Annotated in this window: 19 protein-coding genes; 6 read left to right on the top strand and 13 right to left on the bottom strand. The window is 64.4% G+C overall.

Translation table 11 applies throughout. From position 1 onward, the window contains the following. The first annotated feature begins 6 nt into the window (after positions 1–6). The gene (locus AC25M7_RS03240) at positions 7–1,410 is read left to right on the top strand and encodes an aminoacyl-tRNA deacylase and HDOD domain-containing protein (RefSeq protein ID WP_088851472.1); all 1,404 of its coding nucleotides are present in this window, start codon (positions 7–9) and stop codon (positions 1,408–1,410) included. 104 nt (positions 1,411–1,514) lie between these two features. On the opposite strand, the gene AC25M7_RS03235 is transcribed toward AC25M7_RS03240, so the two are convergent. The 4 genes from AC25M7_RS03235 to AC25M7_RS03220 all read right to left on the bottom strand — a co-directional run bounded on the left by AC25M7_RS03235 (position 1,515) and on the right by AC25M7_RS03220 (position 3,858). Then, the gene (locus AC25M7_RS03235) at positions 1,515–1,889 is read right to left on the bottom strand and encodes a hypothetical protein (protein WP_050707542.1); all 375 of its coding nucleotides are present in this window, start codon (positions 1,887–1,889) and stop codon (positions 1,515–1,517) included. 134 nt (positions 1,890–2,023) lie between these two features. Beyond that, positions 2,024–2,320, bottom strand: coding sequence for an HU family DNA-binding protein (locus AC25M7_RS03230; protein WP_028689960.1), 297 nt, complete (start codon positions 2,318–2,320; stop codon positions 2,024–2,026). A gap of 188 nt (positions 2,321–2,508) precedes the next feature. Continuing rightward, a complete protein-coding gene (locus tag AC25M7_RS03225; RefSeq protein WP_028689961.1) occupies positions 2,509–3,657 on the bottom strand; it encodes an NAD(P)/FAD-dependent oxidoreductase in 1,149 nt (382 codons plus the stop codon). Positions 3,658–3,690: 33 nt separating this feature from the next. Beyond that, a complete protein-coding gene (locus tag AC25M7_RS03220; RefSeq protein ID WP_028689962.1) occupies positions 3,691–3,858 on the bottom strand; it encodes a rubredoxin in 168 nt (55 codons plus the stop codon). Positions 3,859–4,046: 188 nt separating this feature from the next. On the opposite strand from AC25M7_RS03220, the gene AC25M7_RS03215 reads away from it, so the two are divergent. After that, positions 4,047–4,604 carry a chorismate--pyruvate lyase family protein gene (locus tag AC25M7_RS03215; RefSeq protein ID WP_062360145.1) on the top strand — a complete coding sequence of 186 codons (558 nt, stop codon included), beginning with the start codon at positions 4,047–4,049 and terminating at the stop codon, positions 4,602–4,604. Further along, the gene (gene ubiA / locus AC25M7_RS03210) at positions 4,604–5,494 is read left to right on the top strand and encodes a 4-hydroxybenzoate octaprenyltransferase (protein WP_062575616.1); all 891 of its coding nucleotides are present in this window, start codon (positions 4,604–4,606) and stop codon (positions 5,492–5,494) included. The genes AC25M7_RS03215 and ubiA overlap by 1 nt, the downstream gene beginning before the upstream one ends. 117 nt (positions 5,495–5,611) lie before the next feature. Here ubiA and AC25M7_RS03205 read toward each other — a convergent pair whose 3' ends face one another. Further along, positions 5,612–5,983: a COG4315 family predicted lipoprotein gene (locus AC25M7_RS03205; protein WP_182324011.1), complete on the bottom strand. Its 372-nt coding sequence runs from the start codon at positions 5,981–5,983 to the stop codon at positions 5,612–5,614. Positions 5,984–6,157: 174 nt separating this feature from the next. Between AC25M7_RS03205 and phoB the strand changes: the two genes are divergently transcribed. From phoB to AC25M7_RS03190, 3 genes are all read left to right on the top strand, one after another. Then, complete coding sequence (phoB, locus tag AC25M7_RS03200) at positions 6,158–6,847, top strand: phosphate regulon transcriptional regulator PhoB (RefSeq protein WP_003253341.1); 690 nt, start codon at positions 6,158–6,160, stop codon at positions 6,845–6,847. 72 nt (positions 6,848–6,919) lie between these two features. Then, the gene (gene phoR, locus AC25M7_RS03195) at positions 6,920–8,191 is read left to right on the top strand and encodes a phosphate regulon sensor histidine kinase PhoR (protein ID WP_232108952.1); all 1,272 of its coding nucleotides are present in this window, start codon (positions 6,920–6,922) and stop codon (positions 8,189–8,191) included. A 128-nt stretch (positions 8,192–8,319) separates the two neighbouring features. After that, on the top strand, positions 8,320–9,660 hold the full coding sequence (locus AC25M7_RS03190; RefSeq protein WP_028689967.1) for a hemolysin family protein: 1,341 nt from the start codon (positions 8,320–8,322) through the stop codon (positions 9,658–9,660). Positions 9,661–9,692: 32 nt separating this feature from the next. Here AC25M7_RS03190 and AC25M7_RS03185 read toward each other — a convergent pair whose 3' ends face one another. From AC25M7_RS03185 to AC25M7_RS03150, 8 genes are all read right to left on the bottom strand, one after another. Continuing rightward, a complete protein-coding gene (locus tag AC25M7_RS03185; RefSeq protein WP_028689968.1) occupies positions 9,693–10,592 on the bottom strand; it encodes a peptidoglycan DD-metalloendopeptidase family protein in 900 nt (299 codons plus the stop codon). Positions 10,593–10,798: 206 nt separating this feature from the next. Beyond that, positions 10,799–11,710 carry a response regulator gene (locus AC25M7_RS03180; protein WP_028689969.1) on the bottom strand — a complete coding sequence of 304 codons (912 nt, stop codon included), beginning with the start codon at positions 11,708–11,710 and terminating at the stop codon, positions 10,799–10,801. Positions 11,711–11,873: 163 nt separating this feature from the next. After that, on the bottom strand, positions 11,874–12,644 hold the full coding sequence (gene phoU / locus AC25M7_RS03175; RefSeq protein ID WP_023630537.1) for a phosphate signaling complex protein PhoU: 771 nt from the start codon (positions 12,642–12,644) through the stop codon (positions 11,874–11,876). A gap of 97 nt (positions 12,645–12,741) precedes the next feature. Then, positions 12,742–13,575 carry a phosphate ABC transporter ATP-binding protein PstB gene (gene pstB / locus AC25M7_RS03170; protein ID WP_028689970.1) on the bottom strand — a complete coding sequence of 278 codons (834 nt, stop codon included), beginning with the start codon at positions 13,573–13,575 and terminating at the stop codon, positions 12,742–12,744. Between the two features lie 72 nt (positions 13,576–13,647). Beyond that, on the bottom strand, positions 13,648–15,318 hold the full coding sequence (gene pstA / locus AC25M7_RS03165; RefSeq protein ID WP_028689971.1) for a phosphate ABC transporter permease PstA: 1,671 nt from the start codon (positions 15,316–15,318) through the stop codon (positions 13,648–13,650). A 17-nt stretch (positions 15,319–15,335) separates the two neighbouring features. Continuing rightward, complete coding sequence (locus tag AC25M7_RS03160) at positions 15,336–17,624, bottom strand: ABC transporter permease subunit (RefSeq protein ID WP_062360103.1); 2,289 nt, start codon at positions 17,622–17,624, stop codon at positions 15,336–15,338. Positions 17,625–17,766: 142 nt separating this feature from the next. Beyond that, positions 17,767–18,765, bottom strand: a complete 999-nt coding sequence (locus AC25M7_RS03155; RefSeq protein ID WP_011536436.1) for a phosphate ABC transporter substrate-binding protein PstS — start codon at positions 18,763–18,765, stop codon at positions 17,767–17,769. Between the two features lie 168 nt (positions 18,766–18,933). Next, a complete protein-coding gene (locus tag AC25M7_RS03150) occupies positions 18,934–20,223 on the bottom strand; it encodes an MFS transporter (protein WP_062360101.1) in 1,290 nt (429 codons plus the stop codon). Positions 20,224–20,229 lie beyond the last annotated feature (6 nt).

Raw genomic sequence — 20,229 nt, 5'->3', positions numbered from 1 at the left:
CAGGCCATGACTGAAGTTGCCCTGGATACCGCAACCCTACACGCACCGTCTGTCATCCGGCTGTTGCTCGACAAGCTCGGCGTCAGCTTCCGCGAGGTGCCCGAGCACCCGGGGCTGCCGGCCGCCTCGCGGGTGCAGGCCGTGCTGCTCGATGACGAGATCGGTGCCTTGATGGTGCTGTTCCCGCAAAGCCAGTTGCTGGACCTCAAGCGCCTCGAGGAACTGACCGGGCGCAAGCTCAAGGCCGTGCCGCTGGAGCGCCTGAAGCAGATGCTCGACAAGCATCACCTCAAGGCGCTGCCGGCGATTCCCGCCCTGACCAGCTCGCCATGCCAGTACGAGAAGAGCCTGCTCGACAACGAGACGCTGCTGATCCAGTCCGGCGAAACCGGCCTGCTCCTGGAAATCGGCAGAACCGCCTTCAAGAAGATGCTGTTCAAGGCCAGCGCCAGCACGTTCGGCCAGCAGATCAGCGAGATTCGCCTCAGTTTCGACCAGTTGGACGGCCCTCCCAAGGAAGTCATCCGCGCCGTCCAGGCCTTCACCGCCCGTCGCATCCAGCAACGCCTGGAACAGACCATCGAGATTCCGCCGCTGGCCGACACCGCGCAAAAGATCATCAAGCTGCGCGTCGACCCCAATGCCAGCATCGACGACATCACCGGCGTGGTGGAAACCGATCCGGCCCTGGCCGCGCAGGTGGTCAGCTGGGCTGCCTCCCCGTACTACGCCTCACCCGGCAAGATTCGCTCGGTGGAAGACGCCATCGTCCGCGTGCTGGGCTTCGACCTGGTGATCAACCTGGCCCTGGGCCTGGCGTTGGGCAAGACCCTGAGCCTACCCAAGGACCACCCGCAGCAGGCCACGCCATACTGGCAGCAGTCGATCTACACCGCCGCGGTGATCGAGGGCCTGACGCGCGCCATGCCACGTGCCGAGCGCCCGGAAGCGGGCCTGACCTACCTGGCCGGCCTGCTGCACAACTTTGGCTACCTGCTGTTGGCCCACGTCTTCCCACCGCATTTCTCGCTGATCTGCCGTCACCTGGAGGTCAACCCGCACTTGTGCCACAGCTATGTGGAACAGCACCTGCTGGGGATCAGCCGTGAACAGATCGGGGCCTGGCTGATGAAGCTGTGGGACATGCCCGATGAGCTGTCCACAGCCCTGCGATTCCAGCACGATCCGGCGTACGACGGCGATTATGCGGCATTCCCCAATCTGGTGTGCCTGGCGACGCGCCTGCTGCGCGCCCGGGGGATCGGTTCAGGGCCCAAGGACGAGATCCCGGATGCCCTGCTCGAGCGCCTGGGGCTGAGTCGGGAGAAGGCTGAAGAGGTGGTGAACAAGGTGCTGGAGGCCGAGGCCCTGCTGCGCGAGCTGGCGTCGCAGTTCCACGCGCCGCACTGAGAGGTGGGGCGCCCTGCGCCCCTTTCGCCGTCAGGCCGGTTCCCACAGGGATGGTGCAAGCCTGCGCATCATGGGAACTGGCTGCCAATGCAGGTCCGGCGATTTCAGGCCTTCTTCTTTGGTTTCAGGTACTTCATCAAGCCCTGGAACCAGATTACCAGCGCCGGATTGCCCTTGATCTGGATGTTCTTCTCCTGGATCCCCTGCATGAACGCCAGCTGCTTGTTACCGGCTTGCAGCGTGGCAAAGCCATAAGCGGCGTCCTTGAACGCGATGGCGAAGGCCGGCTGCGGGTGCAGGCCGCCCTTGCTGCTGATGCGCAGGTCCTTGACGATGAAGTGCCGGGCAACCTTGCCGTCGAGCGTCTGCATCTGGAAGACCAGGTCCTTGTCCTGCAGCTGCTGCTGGAACGCCGGGTTGTTGCGGCTGGCCTTGGCCATCAGCAAGCCCATGGCCCAGAGAAGAAAGCGAAACTTCATCAACACGCCTCGAATGAAAAGTGACTGAGTCGCGCAGTTTATCCGTTTCTCGCCCTGTTTATGCAAGTTCGCCGCATTTGCTTACCAGAAACGCAACGGGCGCCTCCAGGCGCCCGTCGGGTGAAGCTGTCCGGTCACTTTTTCTTGGCAGGCTTGGCAGGTACGTTGACGCTGTCACGCAGGCCCTTGCCAGGCTTGAAGGCGACAGTGTTGCTGGCCTTGATCTTGACCGGCTCGCCGGTCTGCGGGTTCTTGCCGGTGCGGGCGCCACGGTGGCGTTTTTCGAAGGTGCCGAAACCGACCAGGGTGACGGTGTCCTTGTCGAGCGCGCCGGTGATGCTGTCGAGAATCGCGTTCAGGACCTGATTGGCCTTTTCCTTGGTCAGATCGGCCTTTTCGGCGATGACGGCGGCGAGTTCTGGTTTACGCATAGTGAAGCCTCTTTGACGGGATTTCTTGTTGTTATGCCGTGCTGCCGGAGGGAGCAGCGTTCAAGGCACCGCAGGCTCTAGGCTGCGGCAGACGCCAGTGAGGATGGCACGCCCACCGGGGCCGCGCCAGTATCTGGGCGGCCATTGTCGCGGCAAGAACAGGATAATTCCGACAGAACGCCCGCCATTTACGCCATCAAGGGCGGCAACTGGCGATTCAGCGCCAGTTTCTCCATGACCGCGCCGCCGGTCAGGGCATAACCCAGCAGCTGGCCATCGGCGCCGTGGCAGAGCACTTTCAGGTCGGCGCCGCTGCCCTCGACCACCCAGCTGCCCTCGTGGCCGGGCGGCACCGGGGATACCACCAGCGGACAGGCCGGGGTCTTCACGGTAACCGGCATCGGGCCGTAGGCCACCGCGGTCGGGTTGCCGGCCAGGGTCTGGGCCAGGGCACGGGCGCAGGTCATCAGCGGCATGACGTACAGCAGGTTGATCCCGTCGACCTCGGCGCAGTCGCCCAAGGCGAAGATATTGGCGTGGGAGGTGCGCAGCTGGCGGTCCACCACCACCCCACGGTTGACCTGCAACCCCGCCGCTGCCGCCAGGTCGGTGCGCGGGCGCAGGCCGATGGCCGATACCACCAGGTCGCAGGGAATCACGCTGCCATCGGACAGGTGCGCATCGAGCGCCTCACCTGCGCGTTGCAGCCGGGTCAGCACCGGACCGAGATGGAAGCGCACGCCCAGCCCTTCCAGCCCCGCCTGCACGGCTGCGGCGGCAGCCGGATGCAGCAGGGTCGGCATCACCTGCTCACAGGGGGCGACGACCTGGCACTGCAGGCCGCCGAGGCTGAGGTCGTTGGCGAATTCGCAACCGATCAGGCCGGCCCCGAGGATCAGCACCCGCTGCTTGCCCGCGGCGGCGGCGCGAAAGCGTGCGTAGTCTTCCAAGTCGTTGATCGGGAAGATCAGCTCGCCCGCATCGCCTTCGACCGGCACCTGCACGGTCTGCGCGCCCCAGGCCAGCACCAGATCGCGGTATTCCACCGCCTCCTCGCCGATCCACAGGCGCTTGTGGCCTGGGTCGATGCCGCTGATGCGGGTGTGGGTGCGAATCTCGGCCTTGAGCTGCTCGGCCATGGCACCCGGTTCGGCCATGCACAGGCCGTCGGCGTCCTTCTGCTTGGCGAAGCCGGTGGACAGCATGGGCTTGGAGTAGGAGCGACCGTCGTCGGCGGTGATCAGCAACAGCGGCGTGTCGCCGTCGAGCTTGCGAAACTCTCGCGCCAGGTTGTAGCCGGCAAGGCCGGTACCGATGATCACCACGGGGGACGTCATGTCGTGCGTTCCTTCTTCAAGCCAGGGTTGCGATCAGCCGATGGCGATCATTTCGAAATCACTCTTGCCCACGCCGCAGTCGGGGCACAGCCAGTCTTCCGGTACGTCCTCCCAGCGGGTGCCAGGGGCGATGCCGTCGTCCGGCCAGCCTTGGGCCTCGTCGTAGATCAGGCCACAGACAATACATTGCCACTTCTTCATTTACTGCTGTTCCTCGGTCAGGCTACAGGGTGCGTTGCAATTGATGGCATCGGCGCGGGGCAAGCCCGCAAGGAGACCACCGTGCAATCTCTGGTCGGCTTTTGTACTGGCCCTGCTGGCAGTATGCAAGCCACGATGGCAAACATGCTAAGCTCGCCGCCTCTCTGGCCTGTATCAAGCATACCGACGTGCCGTACGAAACCCCGCAAGCAGCCGCGGTCGCGTGGCTGGCGTATCCGCAGCTGGCGCCCCCCCTCGACCAGCCGACCCTGGGCTGGCTGTTCGACGAAGGCTCCCTGACCCGTCGCCTCACCCGTCTCTCACACGACCACTTCAGCGTCACCCCCCTGTTCGAGGGCTGGCAGCCCCTGCGCGACGACGAATGCGCCGCCTTGGGCCTTGCCCTCGGCGCGCAGGGCTGGGTCCGCGAGGTCTACCTGCGCGGCCATGGCCAGCCGTGGGTGTTTGCCCGCAGCGTGGCCAGCCGCATGGCGCTGGAGCGCGGCGGGTTGGACCTGGAGACCCTGGGCAGCCGCTCGCTGGGCGAACTGCTGTTCTGCGACCAGGCGTTCGTCCGCCATCCGATTGAAGTGTGCAGTTATCCACAGGGCTGGCTGCCCGTGGAGGTCGCCAGTGCCGGGTTGTGGGGACGCCGCTCGCGCTTCGAGCGGGACGGCCTCGACCTGCTGGTGGCCGAGGTGTTCCTGCCCGCCCTGTGGCATGCGGCCAAGGAGGAGAACCGCTGATGTACCTGCAACTGCTCAAATCGCTCAACCGCGTGCACCCACGAGCCTGGGACTTCATCCAGCTGAGCCGCATGGACCGCCCGATCGGCATTTACTTGCTGCTGTGGCCGACGCTGTCGGCGGTGTGGATCGCCGGCAACGGCTCGCCGACCCTGGCCAACGTGCTGATCTTCGGCCTCGGCGTGGTACTGATGCGCGCCGCAGGCTGCTGCATCAACGATTTTGCCGACCGCAAGGTGGACGGCCACGTCAAGCGCACCGCCGACCGCCCGCTGGCCAGCGGCCGGGTGAAACCCCGCGAAGCGCTGGTGCTGTTCGCCCTGCTGGTGGGGGTGAGCTTCCTGCTGGTGCTGTGCACCAACGCCACCACGGTGTGGCTGTCGTTCGGCGCGGTCGCCCTGGCGTTCTGCTACCCGTTCATGAAGCGCTATACCTACTACCCGCAGGTGGTGCTGGGCGCGGCGTACTCTTGGGGCATCCCGATGGCCTTCACCGCCGCGGGCGGCGAGCTGCCGGCCAGTGCCTGGCTGCTGTACATCGCCAACCTGCTGTGGACAGTGGGCTACGACACCTACTACGCCATGGTCGACCGCGACGACGACCTGAAGATCGGCGTGAAATCCACCGCCATCCTGTTCGGCGAGGCCGACCGGGTAATCATCCTGACCTTGCAGTTGCTGTCGCTGGGCTGCCTGCTGCTGGCGGGCAACCGCTTCGAACTGGGCGGCTGGTTCCACTTGGGGCTGCTGGCGGCGGCGGTGTGCTTTGCCTGGGAGTTCTGGTCGACGCGCAAGCTGGATCGGGAGTCGTGCTTCAAGGCGTTTCTGCACAACCATTGGGCGGGGATGCTGATCTTTGGCGGGGTGGTGCTGGATTACGCGTTACGCTGAAAGCCTTTGGGGCTGCTTTGCAGCCCTTCGCGACACAAGACCGCTCCTACAGGGGGCCCACTTACCTGTAGGAGCGGCCCTGTGCCGCGAAAGGGTCGCAAAGCGACCCTGGCAATCTCATGGCTTGGCGATATGCCAGACGCCCTTCATGCCATCGCCGGTGGTCTCCCCGGCCTTCTTGTCCTTGACGAAGGTGTACAGCGGCTTGCCGTCATAGGCCCACTGCATCGAGCCATCCTCTCGGGTGACGTGGGTCCACTTGTCCTTCGGCGCCTCATCGTCCTTCTTCACCATCAACGGCGGCCAGTTCTTGGCGCACTCGCCGTTGCACATGGACTTGCCGCCAACATCCTTGTCGAAGGTGTACAGCGTCATGCCGTCATGATCGACCCACATGCCGTCCTTTTCCATGGCGTGATGAGCCGACGCCACCCCCGGCACTGCCAGCGCAGCGCAAAGGGCCATCCAGCTCAGCGTATGTCGTGTCATTGGAATCACCATTGTTTCGGGGGTGGATTGAATGTCCGCACCGCCTTCGCGGCCCCCTGAAGCCTAGTCCAGTCACGCAATGTCGCCAGAATGGCCAACACCCTGTCACACAGCTGCAATAATTCCGTTATCTAATGCGGGCCAAGACACCGTTCCTGGGAGAGGTAATTGAGCATGGTTGGCAGAAACATTCTGATCGTCGACGACGAAGCGCCTATCCGCGAGATGATCGCCGTTGCATTGGAAATGGCCGGCTATGACTGCCTCGAGGCCGAGAACTCGCAACAGGCCCACGCCATCATCGTCGACCGCAAGCCGGACCTGATCCTGCTCGACTGGATGCTGCCGGGCACCTCGGGCATCGAGCTGGCCCGCCGCCTCAAGCGCGACGAGCTGACCGGCGACATCCCGATCATCATGCTCACCGCCAAGGGTGAGGAGGACAACAAGATCCAGGGCCTGGAGGTCGGCGCCGATGACTACATCACCAAGCCGTTCTCGCCCCGCGAGCTGGTGGCGCGCCTGAAGGCCGTGCTGCGCCGCACCGGCCCGAGCGACAGCGAGGCGCCAATCGAAGTCGGTGGCCTGCTGCTCGACCCGATCAGCCACCGCGTGACCATCGACGGCAAGCCGGCCGAGATGGGTCCCACCGAATACCGCCTGCTGCAGTTCTTCATGACCCACCAGGAGCGCGCCTACACCCGTGGCCAGCTGCTCGACCAGGTCTGGGGCGGAAACGTCTACGTCGAGGAACGCACCGTCGACGTGCATATCCGTCGCCTGCGCAAGGCGCTGGGTGAAGCCTATGAAAATCTGGTACAAACCGTCCGCGGCACCGGCTATCGCTTCTCGACCAAGAGCTGATCGAAGCCCCGGCGCCCGCTGTACAAGGACTGTCAATTGAACCAGAACTGGCACGCGACCCTGATTCGCCACATGCTCCTGCTGATCACCGTCTGCCTGATCGGCGGGCTGGTCAGCGGCTACTATGGCTGGAGCCTGGCCATCGGCCTGGCCCTGTATTTGGGCTGGACGTTGAAGCAACTGCTGCGCCTGCACGACTGGCTGCGCAACCACCAGCCCGACGAGGCGCCACCCGACGGCTACGGCCTGTGGGGCGAGGTGTTCGACAGCATCTACCATCTGCAGCGCCGCGACCAGCGCGTGCGCGGCCGCCTGCAGGCGGTGATCGACCGGGTCCAGGAGTCCACCGCCGCCCTGCGCGACGCGGTGATCATGCTCGACAGCGAAGGCAACCTGGAGTGGTGGAACCGCGCCGCCGAGACCCTGCTGGGCTTCAAGACGCCGCAGGACGGCGGCCAGCCGGTGACCAACCTGGTGCGCCATCCGCGCTTCAAGGAGTATTTCGAGTCGGACAACTACGCCGAGCCGCTGGAGATTCCGTCGCCAATCAACGACCGGCTGCGCGTACAACTGCACCTGACCCGCTACGGCAACAACGAACACCTGATGCTGGTGCGCGACGTGACCCGTATTCACCAGCTGGAACAGATGCGCAAGGACTTCGTCGCCAACGTTTCCCACGAGCTGCGCACGCCGCTGACGGTGATCACCGGTTACCTGGAGACGCTGCTGGACAACGTCGAGGACGTGAACCCGCGCTGGAACCGCGCCCTGCAGCAGATGAGCGCGCAAGGCTCGCGCATGCAGACCCTGCTCAACGACCTGCTGCTGCTGGCCAAGCTCGAGGCCACCGACTACCCCTCCGACAACCAGCCCGTGTTGGTCGACACCCTGCTCGGCGCCATCAAGAACGATGCCCAGGCCCTGTCCGGCCCGCGCAATCAGCGCATCAGCCTGGAGGCGACGCCTGGCATTCGTCTCAAGGGCAGTGAGTCGGAGCTGCGCAGCGCGTTCTCCAACCTGGTGTTCAACGCGGTCAAGTACACCCAGGACGAAGGCAATATCCGCATCCGCTGGTGGGCCGACGAACAGGGCGCGCACCTGAGCGTGCAGGACTCGGGGGTGGGGATCGAGGCCAAGCATCTGCCACGCCTGACCGAGCGCTTCTACCGGGTCGACTCCAGCCGAGCGTCGAACACCGGCGGCACCGGGTTGGGGCTGGCGATCGTCAAGCATGTGCTGATGCGCCATCGCGGGCGGCTGGAAATCAGCAGCGTGCCGGGGCACGGCAGCACCTTTACCTGCCACTTTGCGCCGGCGCAATTGGTTGCAAACAAGGCCTGACAGTACCGGGGCTGCTTTGCAGCCCTTTGCTTTTACGGCTCCAGCCGCTACATTGGATCCCCCGTGCCAGCCATCGCTGGCACTTTTTTTCTCTCCATTGCAAAGACGGACCCCGTAAAAACTCCATCATGGACCCTTCCCCTGGTATCAGCCTCACCTCGTTGTTCGCCGATTTCGGCATGATTCTCTTCGCCTTGTTCCTGGTGCTGCTCAACGGCTTCTTCGTTGCCGCCGAGTTCGCCATGGTCAAGCTGCGCTCCACCCGAGTCGAAGCCATCGCCGAGCTGCACGGCTGGCGTGGCAGCATCCTGCGCAAGGTGCACAACCAGCTCGACGCCTACCTGTCGGCCTGCCAGCTGGGCATCACCCTCGCCTCCCTGGGCCTGGGCTGGGTCGGCGAGCCGGCCTTCGCCCACCTGCTCGAGCCGCTGCTGGCTGCCGTGGGCGTGGACAGCCCGGAGCTGATCAAGGCGATCTCGTTCTTCGTCGCCTTCTTCGTGATCTCCTACCTGCACATCGTCGTCGGCGAGCTGGCGCCCAAGTCCTGGGCGATCCGCAAGCCCGAGCTGCTGTCGCTGTGGACGGCCGTGCCGCTGTACCTGTTCTACTGGGCGATGTACCCGGCCATCTACCTGCTCAACGCCAGCGCCAATACCATCCTGCGCATCGCAGGCCAAGGCGAGCCCGGGCCGCACCACGAGCACCACTACAGCCGCGAGGAGCTCAAGCTGATCCTGCACTCCAGCCGCGGCCAGGATCCGAGCGACCAGGGCATGCGCGTGCTGGCCTCGGCCGTGGAGATGGGCGAGCTGGAAGTGGTCGACTGGGCCAACTCCCGCGAGGACATGGTCAGCATCGACGCCCATGCGCCGCTGAAGGAAATCCTCGCCCTGCTGCGCCGCCACAAGTTCAGCCGCTACCCGTTGTATGACGCCGAGCGCGAGGAATTCACCGGTCTGCTGCACATCAAGGACCTGCTGCTGGAGCTGGCCGAGCTGGACCACCTGCCCGAGACCATCGACCTTGAAGACCTCGCCCGCCCGCTGGAGCGCGTGTCGCGGCACATGCCGCTGTCCCAGTTGCTGGAGCAGTTCCGCAAGGGCGGCGCGCACTTCGTGCTGGTGGAGGAAGCCGATGGCAAGGTGATCGGCTACCTGACCATGGAAGACGTGCTGGAAGTACTGGTCGGCGATATCCAGGACGAACACCGCAAGACCGAGCGCGGCATCCTCGCCTACCAACCCGGCAAGCTGCTGGTGCGCGGTGATACGCCGCTGTTCAAGGTCGAGCGCCTGCTGGGTGTCGACCTGGACCATATCGAAGCGGAAACCCTTGCCGGCCTGGTCTACGAGACCCTCAAGCGCGTGCCCGAGGAAGAGGAAGTACTCGAGGTCGAAGGCCTGCGCATCATCATCAAGAAGATGAAAGGTCCGAAGATCGTGCTGGCCAAGGTGCTCAAGCTCGATTGATCCTTTGGGGCCGCTTTGCGGCCCCAAAAGCCTCAAGGGTTGCCGGCAGTGAAATCCGGCAACCCGTTAATCGGTCGGTCGAACTGGTACGGTATCGACTCCAGCGCCAATCCCACATTGCGCTGCACCACGAAATGCAGGTGCGGCCCGCTGCTGTTGCCGGTGTTGCCCGATTTGGCAAGCGCCTGTCCCTGGGCCACCCGCTGCCCCTCGCCAACCACCACCGAACCACGCATCAGGTGCAGGTACACGCCCATGGTGCCGTCAGGGTGCAGGATCCTGACGAAATTGCCCGCCGGGTTGTTGCCCCGCCCGCTCTGGTTGTTCTCGATCTTCACCACCACCCCACCCCGCGCCGCGATAATCGGTGTGCCCTCGGGCATGGCGATGTCCATGGCGTAGCGGCCCTTGGGCCCGAAATGGCTGAACCGGCCATTGGGGCCCTGGCTCAGGCGAAACGGTCCGCCCTTCCAGGGAAAGGGATAGCGATAGCCCTGCGGGCGCTGCCCTGGGTCGCCCATGGCATAGCGAAACTGGGTGTCGTACCTGAGGCTGCCCCCCTGACGGGCCTGGACCACACTGAGCACCTGGGTCGAGCGCGGCGGCACCAGGCGCCGGACGATACGCGGGGCATTACCGCCCTGGGCATTGGCCAGGCGCTCCACACGCAGCTCCACCTCCATGGGTACGAACAGTTCATTGCGAGCGACAAAGCGCACGCCACCGGCAAAGGGCTCGGTTTTCAGGCGAACCTGGCCATCCAGGCGCTCGACCATGGGCTCACGAAACACGAAGGCCTTGGCCCCAGGGCTCGGGCGATCGGAATAGGAGACCACGCCGAAGGTGTCGGTGGTCTTGTAGACGGTCATGGCCAAGCTCGACGCCGAGGCCGTGAGCAAGGCACAGAACAGCAGGAGGCGGGCGGGCGGCATGATAGTGGCTTTTTGACAGTTGTGTTCTGTCGAAGCCTAGCAGCCGAATTTGAGAGGGATATGACAGTTGGTCGGGCGAAGTGCCGGATGGGTAACGTGGGAGCGGGCTTGCCCCGCGATGACGACGGTGGCCATACCATCGCTATCGCGGGGCAAGCCCGCTCCCACAAAATCCGCTCCGACCTGTCGCGGTGCTCAAGCGGCCATCAAGCCCCGGGCGTGAAGTGCTTCTGCGCCGTGCCGCGGGCAATCAGTCGCGACAGGTAGTCGAGCTTCTGCGCATCCTGGTCGACGAACTTGAAGGTCAGTTGCAGCCAGTCGCTCTCAGGCTTGGGCTCCAGCGCCGCAATAGCGTGCAGGTAGCCATTTAGCCGCGCCGTTTCGGCATTCTCGCCTTGCTCCAGGTCCAGCACCGCGCCTTCGAGCACCTGTGGCAGGTTGGTGCCGCGACGCACCACCAGCAGGGCTTCCTTGAGGCTCAGGGCCTTGATCATGCACGGCTGGGTTCCGCTGGACAGCCGCAGTTGGCCTTGGCCACGACCAGCCTGGGCCGCCGCAGCGGCGGTCTTCGGCGTGGGGGCGTTGATCAGAGGCTTGGCCGCCGCGGCCACAGGCGCGGCGGCGGGTGCGGTTACCTTGGCCGCGTCTGGACGACCGCCGGTCAGGGCGCTGAGCGAGTCGTTGGCGAACGCCGAGTTGACTCGCGCCGGCGCGCTGGACATCAGGCTGTCGAGCTTGCCGATCTTGGTCAGCGACTTCTTCACCTTGGTCAGCAGCTGCTCGTTGGTGAACGGCTTGCCGACGAAATCGGACACACCGGCCTGGATAGCCTGGATCACGTTTTCCTTGTCACCACGGCTGGTCACCATGATGAACTGCATGGTCTTCATCTCTTCCTGCTGGCGGCACCAGGTCAGCAGTTCAAGGCCGGACATCTCCGGCATCTCCCAGTCGCACAGGACCAGGTCGAAACGTTCCTTGCTCAGCATGGCCATGGCCTTGCGGCCATTGACCGCGTCCTCGATCACCATGCCGGGGAAAGCATTGCGCAGGCACTTCCTCACCAGGTCGCGGATGAACGGGGCATCGTCCACGACCAGCACATTCACTTTACTCATCGATATTCCTCTTGAATCCCGGCTAGCATACCGCCGACTGATGGCCATTTGCCAAACCACTGGTCACGCCGGGACTTCTCACACGGTTCGCGGGTGCCTGCTGGTGCTCGACCGCAAACGAAAACGCCCGGCGGTTGCCGGGCGTTCATGCTCGGGAGCAATCCTATTTATCGTCCGGTTCAGCCGGAACATTAGCGATTTCGCCCTCATCGAACGCTTCGCCCTGCACCTCGGCTTTCATGCGCTTAAGGCCCATGTGGCGCACGTCGGTGCCGCGCACCAGGTAGATCACCAGCTCCGAGATATTGCGCGCGTGATCGCCGATGCGCTCCAGCGAACGCAGGGCCCAGATCACGCTGAGCACGCGGGAGATCGAGCGTGGGTCTTCCATCATGTAGGTGACCAGCTCGCGCAGCGCGGTCTTGTATTCACGGTCGATGGTCTTGTCGTACTGCGCCACCGACAGCGCCAGGTCGGCATCGAAACGGGCGAAGGCGTCCAGCGCGTCGCGAACCATGTTGCGCACCTGGTCGCCGATGTGGCGCACTTCGACGTAGCCGCGCGGCGACTCGCCTTCCTCGCACAGCTGGATGGCGCGGCGGGCGATCTTGGTCGACTCGTCGCCGATGCGCTCCAGGTCGATCACCGACTTGGAGATGCTGATGATCAGGCGCAGGTCGGAGGCCGCCGGCTGGCGACGGGCGAGGATGCGCACGCACTCCTCGTCGATGTTGCGCTCCATCTGGTTGATCTGCTCATCGACCTCGCGCACCTGCTGGGCCAGGCCCGAGTCGGCCTCGATCAGCGCGGTGACGGCGTCGTTCACCTGTTTCTCGACCAGGCCGCCCATGGCCAGCAGGTGGCTGCGCACCTCCTCGAGTTCGGCGTTGAACTGCTGGGAGATGTGGTGGGTAAGGCTTTCTTTGTTGATCATCGTTTCGCTCCGCGAAGCAGCTGCAAGCTTCTAGTCGTTCGTATCGTTCCCTGGCAAGAAGAATCCATTGTGGGAGCCTGCCCCCACGGGTCGCCCCCTAGCCATAGCGACCGGTGATGTAGTCTTCGGTCTGCTTTTTCGCCGGGTTGGTGAACAGGGTGTCGGTGTCACCGAATTCGACCAGTTTGCCCATGTACATGAACGCGGTGTAGTCCGAAACGCGGGCTGCCTGCTGCATGTTGTGGGTCACGATGACGATGGTGTACTTGGATTTCAGTTCGTAGATCAGCTCCTCGACCTTCAGGGTCGAGATCGGGTCCAGCGCCGAGCACGGTTCGTCGAGCAGCAGCACTTCAGGCTCCACGGCGATGGTGCGGGCAATCACCAGACGCTGCTGCTGACCACCGGACAGGCCCAAGGCCGAGTCGTGCAGGCGATCCTTGACCTCATCCCACAGCGCCGCGCCCTTCAGCGCCCACTCGACGGCTTCGTCGAGCACACGCTTCTTGTTGATGCCCTGGATGCGCAAGCCATAGACCACGTTCTCGTAAATGGTCTTGGGGAACGGGTTGGGCTTCTGGAACACCATGCCCACGCGACGGCGCAGCTCGGCCACGTCCTCGCCCTTGCGGTAGATGTTGCTGCCATACAGGTTGATGGCGCCTTCCACGCGGCAGCCGTCGACCAGGTCGTTCATGCGGTTGAACGTCCGCAGCAGGGTGGACTTGCCGCAGCCGGACGGACCGATGAAGGCTGTCACGCGCTGCTTGGGGATGTTCATGCTGACGTCGAACAGCGCTTGCTTGTCGCCGTAGAACAGGGACAGCCCGGGAACTTCGATGGCCACGGTCTCTTCGGCCAGGCGCAGGCTCTGCTTGTCGCGGCCCAGGGCCGACATGTCGATGCCGTGGGCGTGGGATTCATGCTGCATGGTCAACTCCATACGCTATCAATTCGTTTCAAAGGGCCGCCCGCTGTTCGGGCGGCACGCTTGCAATCAGGATCAGTGGTCGAGGGCCTTGTACTTCTCGCGCAGGTGGTTACGGATCCACACCGCCGAGAGGTTGAGGGTGGCGATCACCAGCACCAGCAACAGCGCGGTGGCGTACACCAGCGGCCGCGCGGCCTCGACGTTGGGGCTCTGGAAGCCGACGTCGTAGATGTGGAAGCCCAGGTGCATGATCTTCTGGTCCAGGTGCAGGTACGGATAGTTGCCGTCCACCGGCAGCGACGGCGCCAGCTTCACCACACCCACCAGCATCAGCGGGGCCACCTCACCGGCGGCGCGGGCCACGGCGAGGATCATGCCGGTCATCATGGCCGGACTGGCCATCGGCAGGACGATCTTCCACAGGGTCTCGGCCTTGGTCGCGCCCAGGGCCAGCGAGCCCTCGCGCACGGTGCGCGGAATTCGCGCCAGGCCTTCCTCGGTGGCCACGATCACCACCGGTACCGCCAGCAGCGCCAGGGTCAGCGAGGCCCACAGCAGGCCGGGGGTGCCGAGGGTCGGCGCCGGCAGCGACTCGGGGAAGAACAGCCGGTCGATCGAGCCGCCCAGCACGTAGACGAAGAAGCCCAGGCCGAACACGCCATAGACGATCGCCGGAACGCCGGCCAGGTTGTTCACCGCGATGCGGATCAACCGGGTCACCGGGCCCTGCTTGGCATACTCGCGCAGGTAGACCGCGGCCAGCACGCCGAACGGGGTGACGATCACGGCCATGATCAGGGTCATCATCACGGTGCCGAAGATGGCCGGGAAGATACCCCCCTCGGTGTTGGCCTCACGCGGGTCGTCGCTGAGGAACTCCCACACCTTGGCGAAGTAGGCCCCCATCTTGGTCAGGCCGGACATGGCGTTCGGCTGGATGGCGTGGACCACCTTGCTCAGGTTGATCTCCACCTCGCGACCATTGCCGTCGCGGGCGACCAGGCTGTCGCGGGCAAAGGCCTGGTGCAGGCCGGTCAGGCGCTCCTCGATGGCCTTGTAACGGTTGTTCAGCTCGGCACGTTCAGCGTCCATGTCGGCCTGGGCGGCGGCGTCCAGCTTGCCGTCCAGTTCCAGCTTGCGGCCGTGCAGGCGCAGGCGCTCGAGGCCATGGTTGATGGCACCGATATCCTTCTTCTCCAACTTCACCAGCTGGTCGTTGAGCTCGCTGGCGCGCTGGAGGCGGGCCTGCAGCTCGTTCCAGGCCTCGGGGCCCTGGGCGACCACGCGCCCCTCTTCCTTGACGCTGACCAGGTAACCGTAGAAGTTGCCCCACTCACGGCGTTCCAGGGCGATCAGGTCGGCAGGCTTTTGCTGGTCCACCAGCCACTCGCCGACCACCCAGGTGAAGTCACTGCCGTTGAGGTCGCGGTTACCGACCTTGATCAGCTCTCGGGTCATGAACTCCGGGCCCTGCTCGGGCACCGGCAGGCCGGCGCCCTTGAGGCGTTCACGCGGTACTTCTTCTTTCTGCACCACTTCACCGATGACCACGTGGTCGGCCTGGCCCGGCACCTTGTAGGTGGCCTGGACCAGGTCGGCCGGCCAGAAGTGGCCCAGGCCGCGCACGGCGATCACGGCCAGCAGGCCGACGGTCATGATGACCGCCATGGCGACCGCGCCACCACTGATCCAGACGCCGGGGGCGCCGCTCTTGAACCAGCCTTTGAGGGAATCCTTTTTCACGGATCTCTACCTTTCTATCAAAGCGACGAGTATTTCTTGCGCAGGCGCTGGCGAATCAGCTCGGCCAGGGTGTTCATCACGAAGGTGAACAGCAGCAGCACGAGGGCAGCGAGGAACAGCACACGATAGTGGCTGCCGCCGACTTCCGATTCGGGCATTTCCACGGCCACGTTGGCGGCCAGGGTGCGCATGCCCTCGAACAGGTTCATCTCCATCACCGGCGTGTTGCCGGTGGCCATCAGCACGATCATGGTCTCGCCCACCGCACGGCCCATGCCGATCATCAGCGCCGAGAAGATGCCCGGGCTGGCGGTGAGGATGACCACGCGGGTCAGGGTCTGCCACGGCGTGGCGCCCAGCGCCAGCGAACCCAGGGTCAGGCTGCGCGGCACGCTGAACACGGCGTCTTCGGCGATGGAATAGATGTTCGGGATGACCGCGAAGCCCATGGCGATACCGACCACCAAGGCGTTGCGCTGGTCGTAGGTGATGCCCAGGTCGTTGCTGATCCACAGGCGCATGTCGCCCTTGAAGAACCAGCTCTCGAGGAACGGGCTCATGTACAGGGCGAACCAACCGATCACCAGGATCACCGGGATCAGGATCGCCGCTTCCCAGCCATCCGGGATGCGCAGGCGGATCGACTCCGGCAGGCGGCTCCAGCTGAAGCCGGCGAGCAGGATGCCGATCGGCATGATCACGAACAGGCTGAACACGCCCGGCAGGTGGCCTTCCAGGTACGGCGCGAGGAACAGGCCGGCGAAGAAGCCGAGGATCACCGTCGGCATCGCTTCCATCAGCTCGATCACCGGCTTGACCTTGCGGCGCATGCCCGGGGCCATGAAGTAGGCAGTGTAGATGGCGGCGGCAATCGCCAGCGGCGCGGCCAGGATCATCGCGTAGAACGCGGCCTTGAGCGTGCCGAAGGTCAGCGGCGACAGACTCAGCTTGGGCTCGAAGTCGGTGTTCGAGGCGGTCGACTGCCAGACGTATTTAGGCTCGTCGTAGTTCTCGTACCAGACCTTGCCCCACAGCGCGCTGAAGGAGATCTCCGGGTGCGGGTTGCGCAGGCTCAGCGGGAGCAGCTTGCCGCCTTGCTCGATGATGATGCGGTTGGCGCGTGGCGACAGGGCCAGCACGCCCGCGCCTTCGGCAACCGGCTCGACCAGCAGGGTGCGGTGTGCGGTGCTGTGGAACACGCCCAATTTGCCTTCGCTGTCCAGGGCGATGAAGCCCTTGCGGCGCTCTTCGGCGTCGATCTGCACCACCGGGGCCTTGCCCAACTTGAAGCTGCGGATCAGCTTGAGGCGCGACTCGCCATCCGGGTCACGGGCCATGAACCACTGGCTCAGGCCACCCTTGGAGTCACCGAAGATCAGCGAGATGCCACCGACCAACTGGGCGGTCGCGGTGATTTCGGCGTTGCCGTCTTCCAGCAGCTTGTAGCGGCCATTGAGGCTCTTGTCGCGCAGGCTGAACACGTCAGCGGTGGCACGGCCGTTGACCACGTACAACCATTGCTGGCGCGGGTCGATGAAAATGTTCTTCACCACCTCGGTCATCTGCGGCAGTTCGATGCGGTTCTGCTCGATGGTGACCTCGTCGGTCATCATGTTCTCGGTGCGCGACAGTTCGATCACCTGCAGGTGCGCGCCGGTGGAGCCGGCCAGCAGCAACGTGTCGCCACTGACGTTGACGCTCACGTGTTCCAGTGCGCGGCCCTGGTCATCCAGGGTGAACAGGTCCTGACCATAGGGGTAGTCGATACCCGGGTCGATGGTCTTCTTGTTGTCCGGATAGGTGATCTTGTAGGTGTGATGGAACACCAGCGCCTGGCCGTTGGACAGGCCCAGCACCACCAGCGGACTGCCGGGCTGGTCGGTGCTGATCGAGCTGACCTGGGCGCCCGCGGGCAGCGGCAGGTCGACGCGCTTCAATTCGTTACCCGTCTTGGTGTCGAAGAACAGCGCCTGGCCCTTGTCGGAAACACGCATGCCCACGAGGTTCTGCTCCTCGAGGGCGATCATCAGGGGTTTGCCGGCGTCCTGCTGCAGCCAGGTCGGCTCCAAGGCCTTTTTGCTGGTCAACTCGGCGCCCTGGAACAGCGGCAGCACCACGTAGGCCAGGTAGAAGAAGATCAGCGTGATCGCTGCCAGCACGGCAAGGCCGCCCACCAGGACGTACCAGCGGGTCAGACGGTCCTTGAGGGCGCGCAGGCGGCGCTTGCGTTGCAACTCGGGCGTATTGAAATCAATGCGCACGGGAGGAGAATTTTGGGTCATTGTGGAGTTGGCCAGATCATTCATGCGCACACCCTAGCGGTCCCGTATGACAAAAACATGACAGTGCAGTGACGCAAAAAAGCCCGCCGCTCAGGAGCCCTGGCTTCGGACTAGGGAATTCGTGGGAGAGGCCGGCATTGTTGGCACCGGCCTCGTCCTCAGTTACTTACTTCTTTGCAACGTTACCCGCGTGGGACAGGCCCAAGTCGGCCAGGGTCTTGTCGACCACCTTGGCTGGCAGCGGGATGTAACCGTCCTTCACGACAACTTGCTGGCCGGCCTGCGACAGCACCAGCTTGACGAACTCGGCTTCCAGCGGGGCCAGAGGCTTGTTCGGCGCCTTGTTGACGTAGACGTACAGGAAGCGCGACAGCGGGTAGGTACCGTTCAGGGCGTTGGCTTCGTTGTCTTCGACGAAGGCGCCCCCTTCTTTCTTGGCCAGGGCCACGGTCTTGACGCTGGCGGTCTTGTAGCCGATGCCCGAGTAGCCGATGCCGTTCAGCGAGGAGCTGATCGACTGCACGACCGAGGCCGAGCCAGGCTGCTCGTTGACGTTAGGCTTGAAGTCGCCTTTGCACAGGGCTTCTTCCTTGAAGTAGCCGTAGGTGCCCGATACCGAGTTGCGGCCGAACAGCTGGATCGGCTTGTTGGCCAGGTCGCCGGTCACGCCGACGTCACCCCAGGTCTTGATCTCGCTCTTGCCACCGCACAGGCGGGTGGAGGAGAAGATGGCGTCGACCTGGGCCATGGTCAGGCCCTTGATCGGGTTGTCCTTGTGCACGAACACGGCCAGGGCGTCGACGGCGACCGGGATGGCGGTCGGCTTGTAGCCGTACTTCTGCTCGAAGGCCTGCAGCTCGACGTCCTTCATCTTGCGGCTCATCGGGCCCAGGTTGGCGGTGCCTTCGGTCAGCGCGGGTGGCGCGGTGGAGGAGCCGGCGGCCTGGATCTGGATGTTTACGTTCGGATATTCCTTCTTGTAGGCCTCGGCCCACAGGGTCATCAGGTTCGCGAGGGTGTCGGAACCGACGCTGGAGAGGTTACCCGATACACCGGTGGTCTTGGTGTAGGTCGGGATTGCAGGATCGACAGCGGCGACCGCATTGGCGGCAGCGACGCCAGCGGCGGCAAAGGTCAGGGCCGCCATCAAACGCTTCAGTTTCATGCCTTGCTCCTAGCAGGAATATCGTGGGTTGTGAGATGGAACGGGCCCAAGTATCTGCAGGCCGCATGAACACTCTATGACTTGAATATGACAATTGGATGAAAGGCCATCACCGGGAACCGGGATGGCCTTTACAGGATGTTGCAGAGGGGGAACTTAGAGCGGGTGTCAGCGTTTGCGAGCCAGCAAATAGGTGCCCACCAGCAGACCAACGGCACACAGGCACGCCACGTAGTAGGCTGGCGCCATCGGGCTGAACTTGAGCAGCGCGGTTACCACCATCGGCGTCAACCCGCCAAAGATCGCGTAGGCCAGGTTGTAGGAGAACGACAGGCCGCTGAAGCGCACCACCGGCGGAAACGCCTTGACCATCACGTACGGCACGGCACCGACGATGCCCACGCACAGACCGGTCAGGGCGTACAGCGGGAACAGCAGGTCTGGGCGGGTCGGCAGGCTGTGGTAGAAGGCCCAGGACGACGCCAGAAGCGCCAGGCTGCCGACGATGAACACGCGCCCGGCGCCGAAGCGGTCGGCCAGACTGCCAGCCCCGATGCAGCCCAGGCTGAGCAGCACGATGGCCAGGCTGTTGGCCTTGAGCGAATCCGTTGGGCTCACGTGATAGAGGCTTTGCAGCAATGCCGGAGTCATGAGGATGATCACCACGATGCCGGCCGACAGCAGCCAGGTGAGCAACATCGACAGGATGATCGCGCCGCGGTGGTCGCGCAGCACCGCGCGCAGCGGCAGTTCCTCGGCCAGGGCCTTTCGCGCCTGCATCTCGGCAAACACAGGGGTCTCATGCAGCCAGCGGCGCAGGTAGACCGCGAAGAAGCCGAACACCCCGCCCAGGAGGAACGGAATACGCCAGGCGTAGTCCGCCACTTCCTCGGGGGTATAGAGCGTGTTGATCAGCGTCGCCACCAGCGAGCCGAGCAGGATGCCCGAGGTCAGGCCCGCGGTCAGGGTGCCGCAGGCATAGCCGGTGTTGCGCGCCGGCACGTGCTCGGAGACGAACACCCAGGCGCCCGGCACCTCGCCGCCGATGGCCGCGCCCTGGATCACCCGCATCAACAGCAGCAGGATCGGCGCCCACAGGCCGATCTGCGCATAGGTGGGCAGCAGGCCCATCACCAGGGTCGGCACGGCCATCAGGAAGATGCTCAGGGTGAACATCTTCTTGCGCCCGAGCAGGTCGCCGAAGTGGGCCATGACGATGCCGCCAAGGGGGCGCGCCAGGTAGCCGGCGGCGAAGATGCCGAAGGTCTGCATCAGGCGCAGCCATTCGGGCATGTCGGCCGGGAAGAACAACTTGCCGACCACCGTGGCGAAAAACACGAAGATGATGAAGTCGTAGAACTCCAGAGCTCCGCCCAGGGCGGACAGCGAGAGGGTCTTGTAGTCACTGCGGGACAACGGCCGGGACGGCTGCTCGATACTGCTCTGCACGGAGGTCATCGCTGT

The organism is Pseudomonas sp. P106(2024) (assembly GCF_057480815.1).
Note: the sequence above shows the minus strand (reverse complement) of the source record. Positions and strands in the feature narration are given on the sequence as shown.

Coding starts and splice junctions, on each gene's coding strand:
- AC25M7_RS03240 (WP_088851472.1), top strand. CDS start 7: ATGACTGAAGTTGCCCTGGATACCGCAACCCTACACGCACCGTCTGTC.
- AC25M7_RS03235 (WP_050707542.1), bottom strand. CDS start 1,889: ATGAAGTTTCGCTTTCTTCTCTGGGCCATGGGCTTGCTGATGGCCAAG.
- AC25M7_RS03230 (WP_028689960.1), bottom strand. CDS start 2,320: ATGCGTAAACCAGAACTCGCCGCCGTCATCGCCGAAAAGGCCGATCTG.
- AC25M7_RS03225 (WP_028689961.1), bottom strand. CDS start 3,657: ATGACGTCCCCCGTGGTGATCATCGGTACCGGCCTTGCCGGCTACAAC.
- AC25M7_RS03220 (WP_028689962.1), bottom strand. CDS start 3,858: ATGAAGAAGTGGCAATGTATTGTCTGTGGCCTGATCTACGACGAGGCC.
- ubiA (WP_062575616.1), top strand. CDS start 4,604: ATGTACCTGCAACTGCTCAAATCGCTCAACCGCGTGCACCCACGAGCC.
- AC25M7_RS03205 (WP_182324011.1), bottom strand. CDS start 5,983: ATGACACGACATACGCTGAGCTGGATGGCCCTTTGCGCTGCGCTGGCA.
- phoB (WP_003253341.1), top strand. CDS start 6,158: ATGGTTGGCAGAAACATTCTGATCGTCGACGACGAAGCGCCTATCCGC.
- phoR (WP_232108952.1), top strand. CDS start 6,920: ATGCTCCTGCTGATCACCGTCTGCCTGATCGGCGGGCTGGTCAGCGGC.
- AC25M7_RS03190 (WP_028689967.1), top strand. CDS start 8,320: ATGGACCCTTCCCCTGGTATCAGCCTCACCTCGTTGTTCGCCGATTTC.
- AC25M7_RS03185 (WP_028689968.1), bottom strand. CDS start 10,592: ATGCCGCCCGCCCGCCTCCTGCTGTTCTGTGCCTTGCTCACGGCCTCG.
- AC25M7_RS03180 (WP_028689969.1), bottom strand. CDS start 11,710: ATGAGTAAAGTGAATGTGCTGGTCGTGGACGATGCCCCGTTCATCCGC.
- phoU (WP_023630537.1), bottom strand. CDS start 12,644: ATGATCAACAAAGAAAGCCTTACCCACCACATCTCCCAGCAGTTCAAC.
- pstB (WP_028689970.1), bottom strand. CDS start 13,575: ATGCAGCATGAATCCCACGCCCACGGCATCGACATGTCGGCCCTGGGC.
- AC25M7_RS03160 (WP_062360103.1), bottom strand. CDS start 17,624: ATGAATGATCTGGCCAACTCCACAATGACCCAAAATTCTCCTCCCGTG.
- AC25M7_RS03155 (WP_011536436.1), bottom strand. CDS start 18,765: ATGAAACTGAAGCGTTTGATGGCGGCCCTGACCTTTGCCGCCGCTGGC.
- AC25M7_RS03150 (WP_062360101.1), bottom strand. CDS start 20,223: ATGACCTCCGTGCAGAGCAGTATCGAGCAGCCGTCCCGGCCGTTGTCC.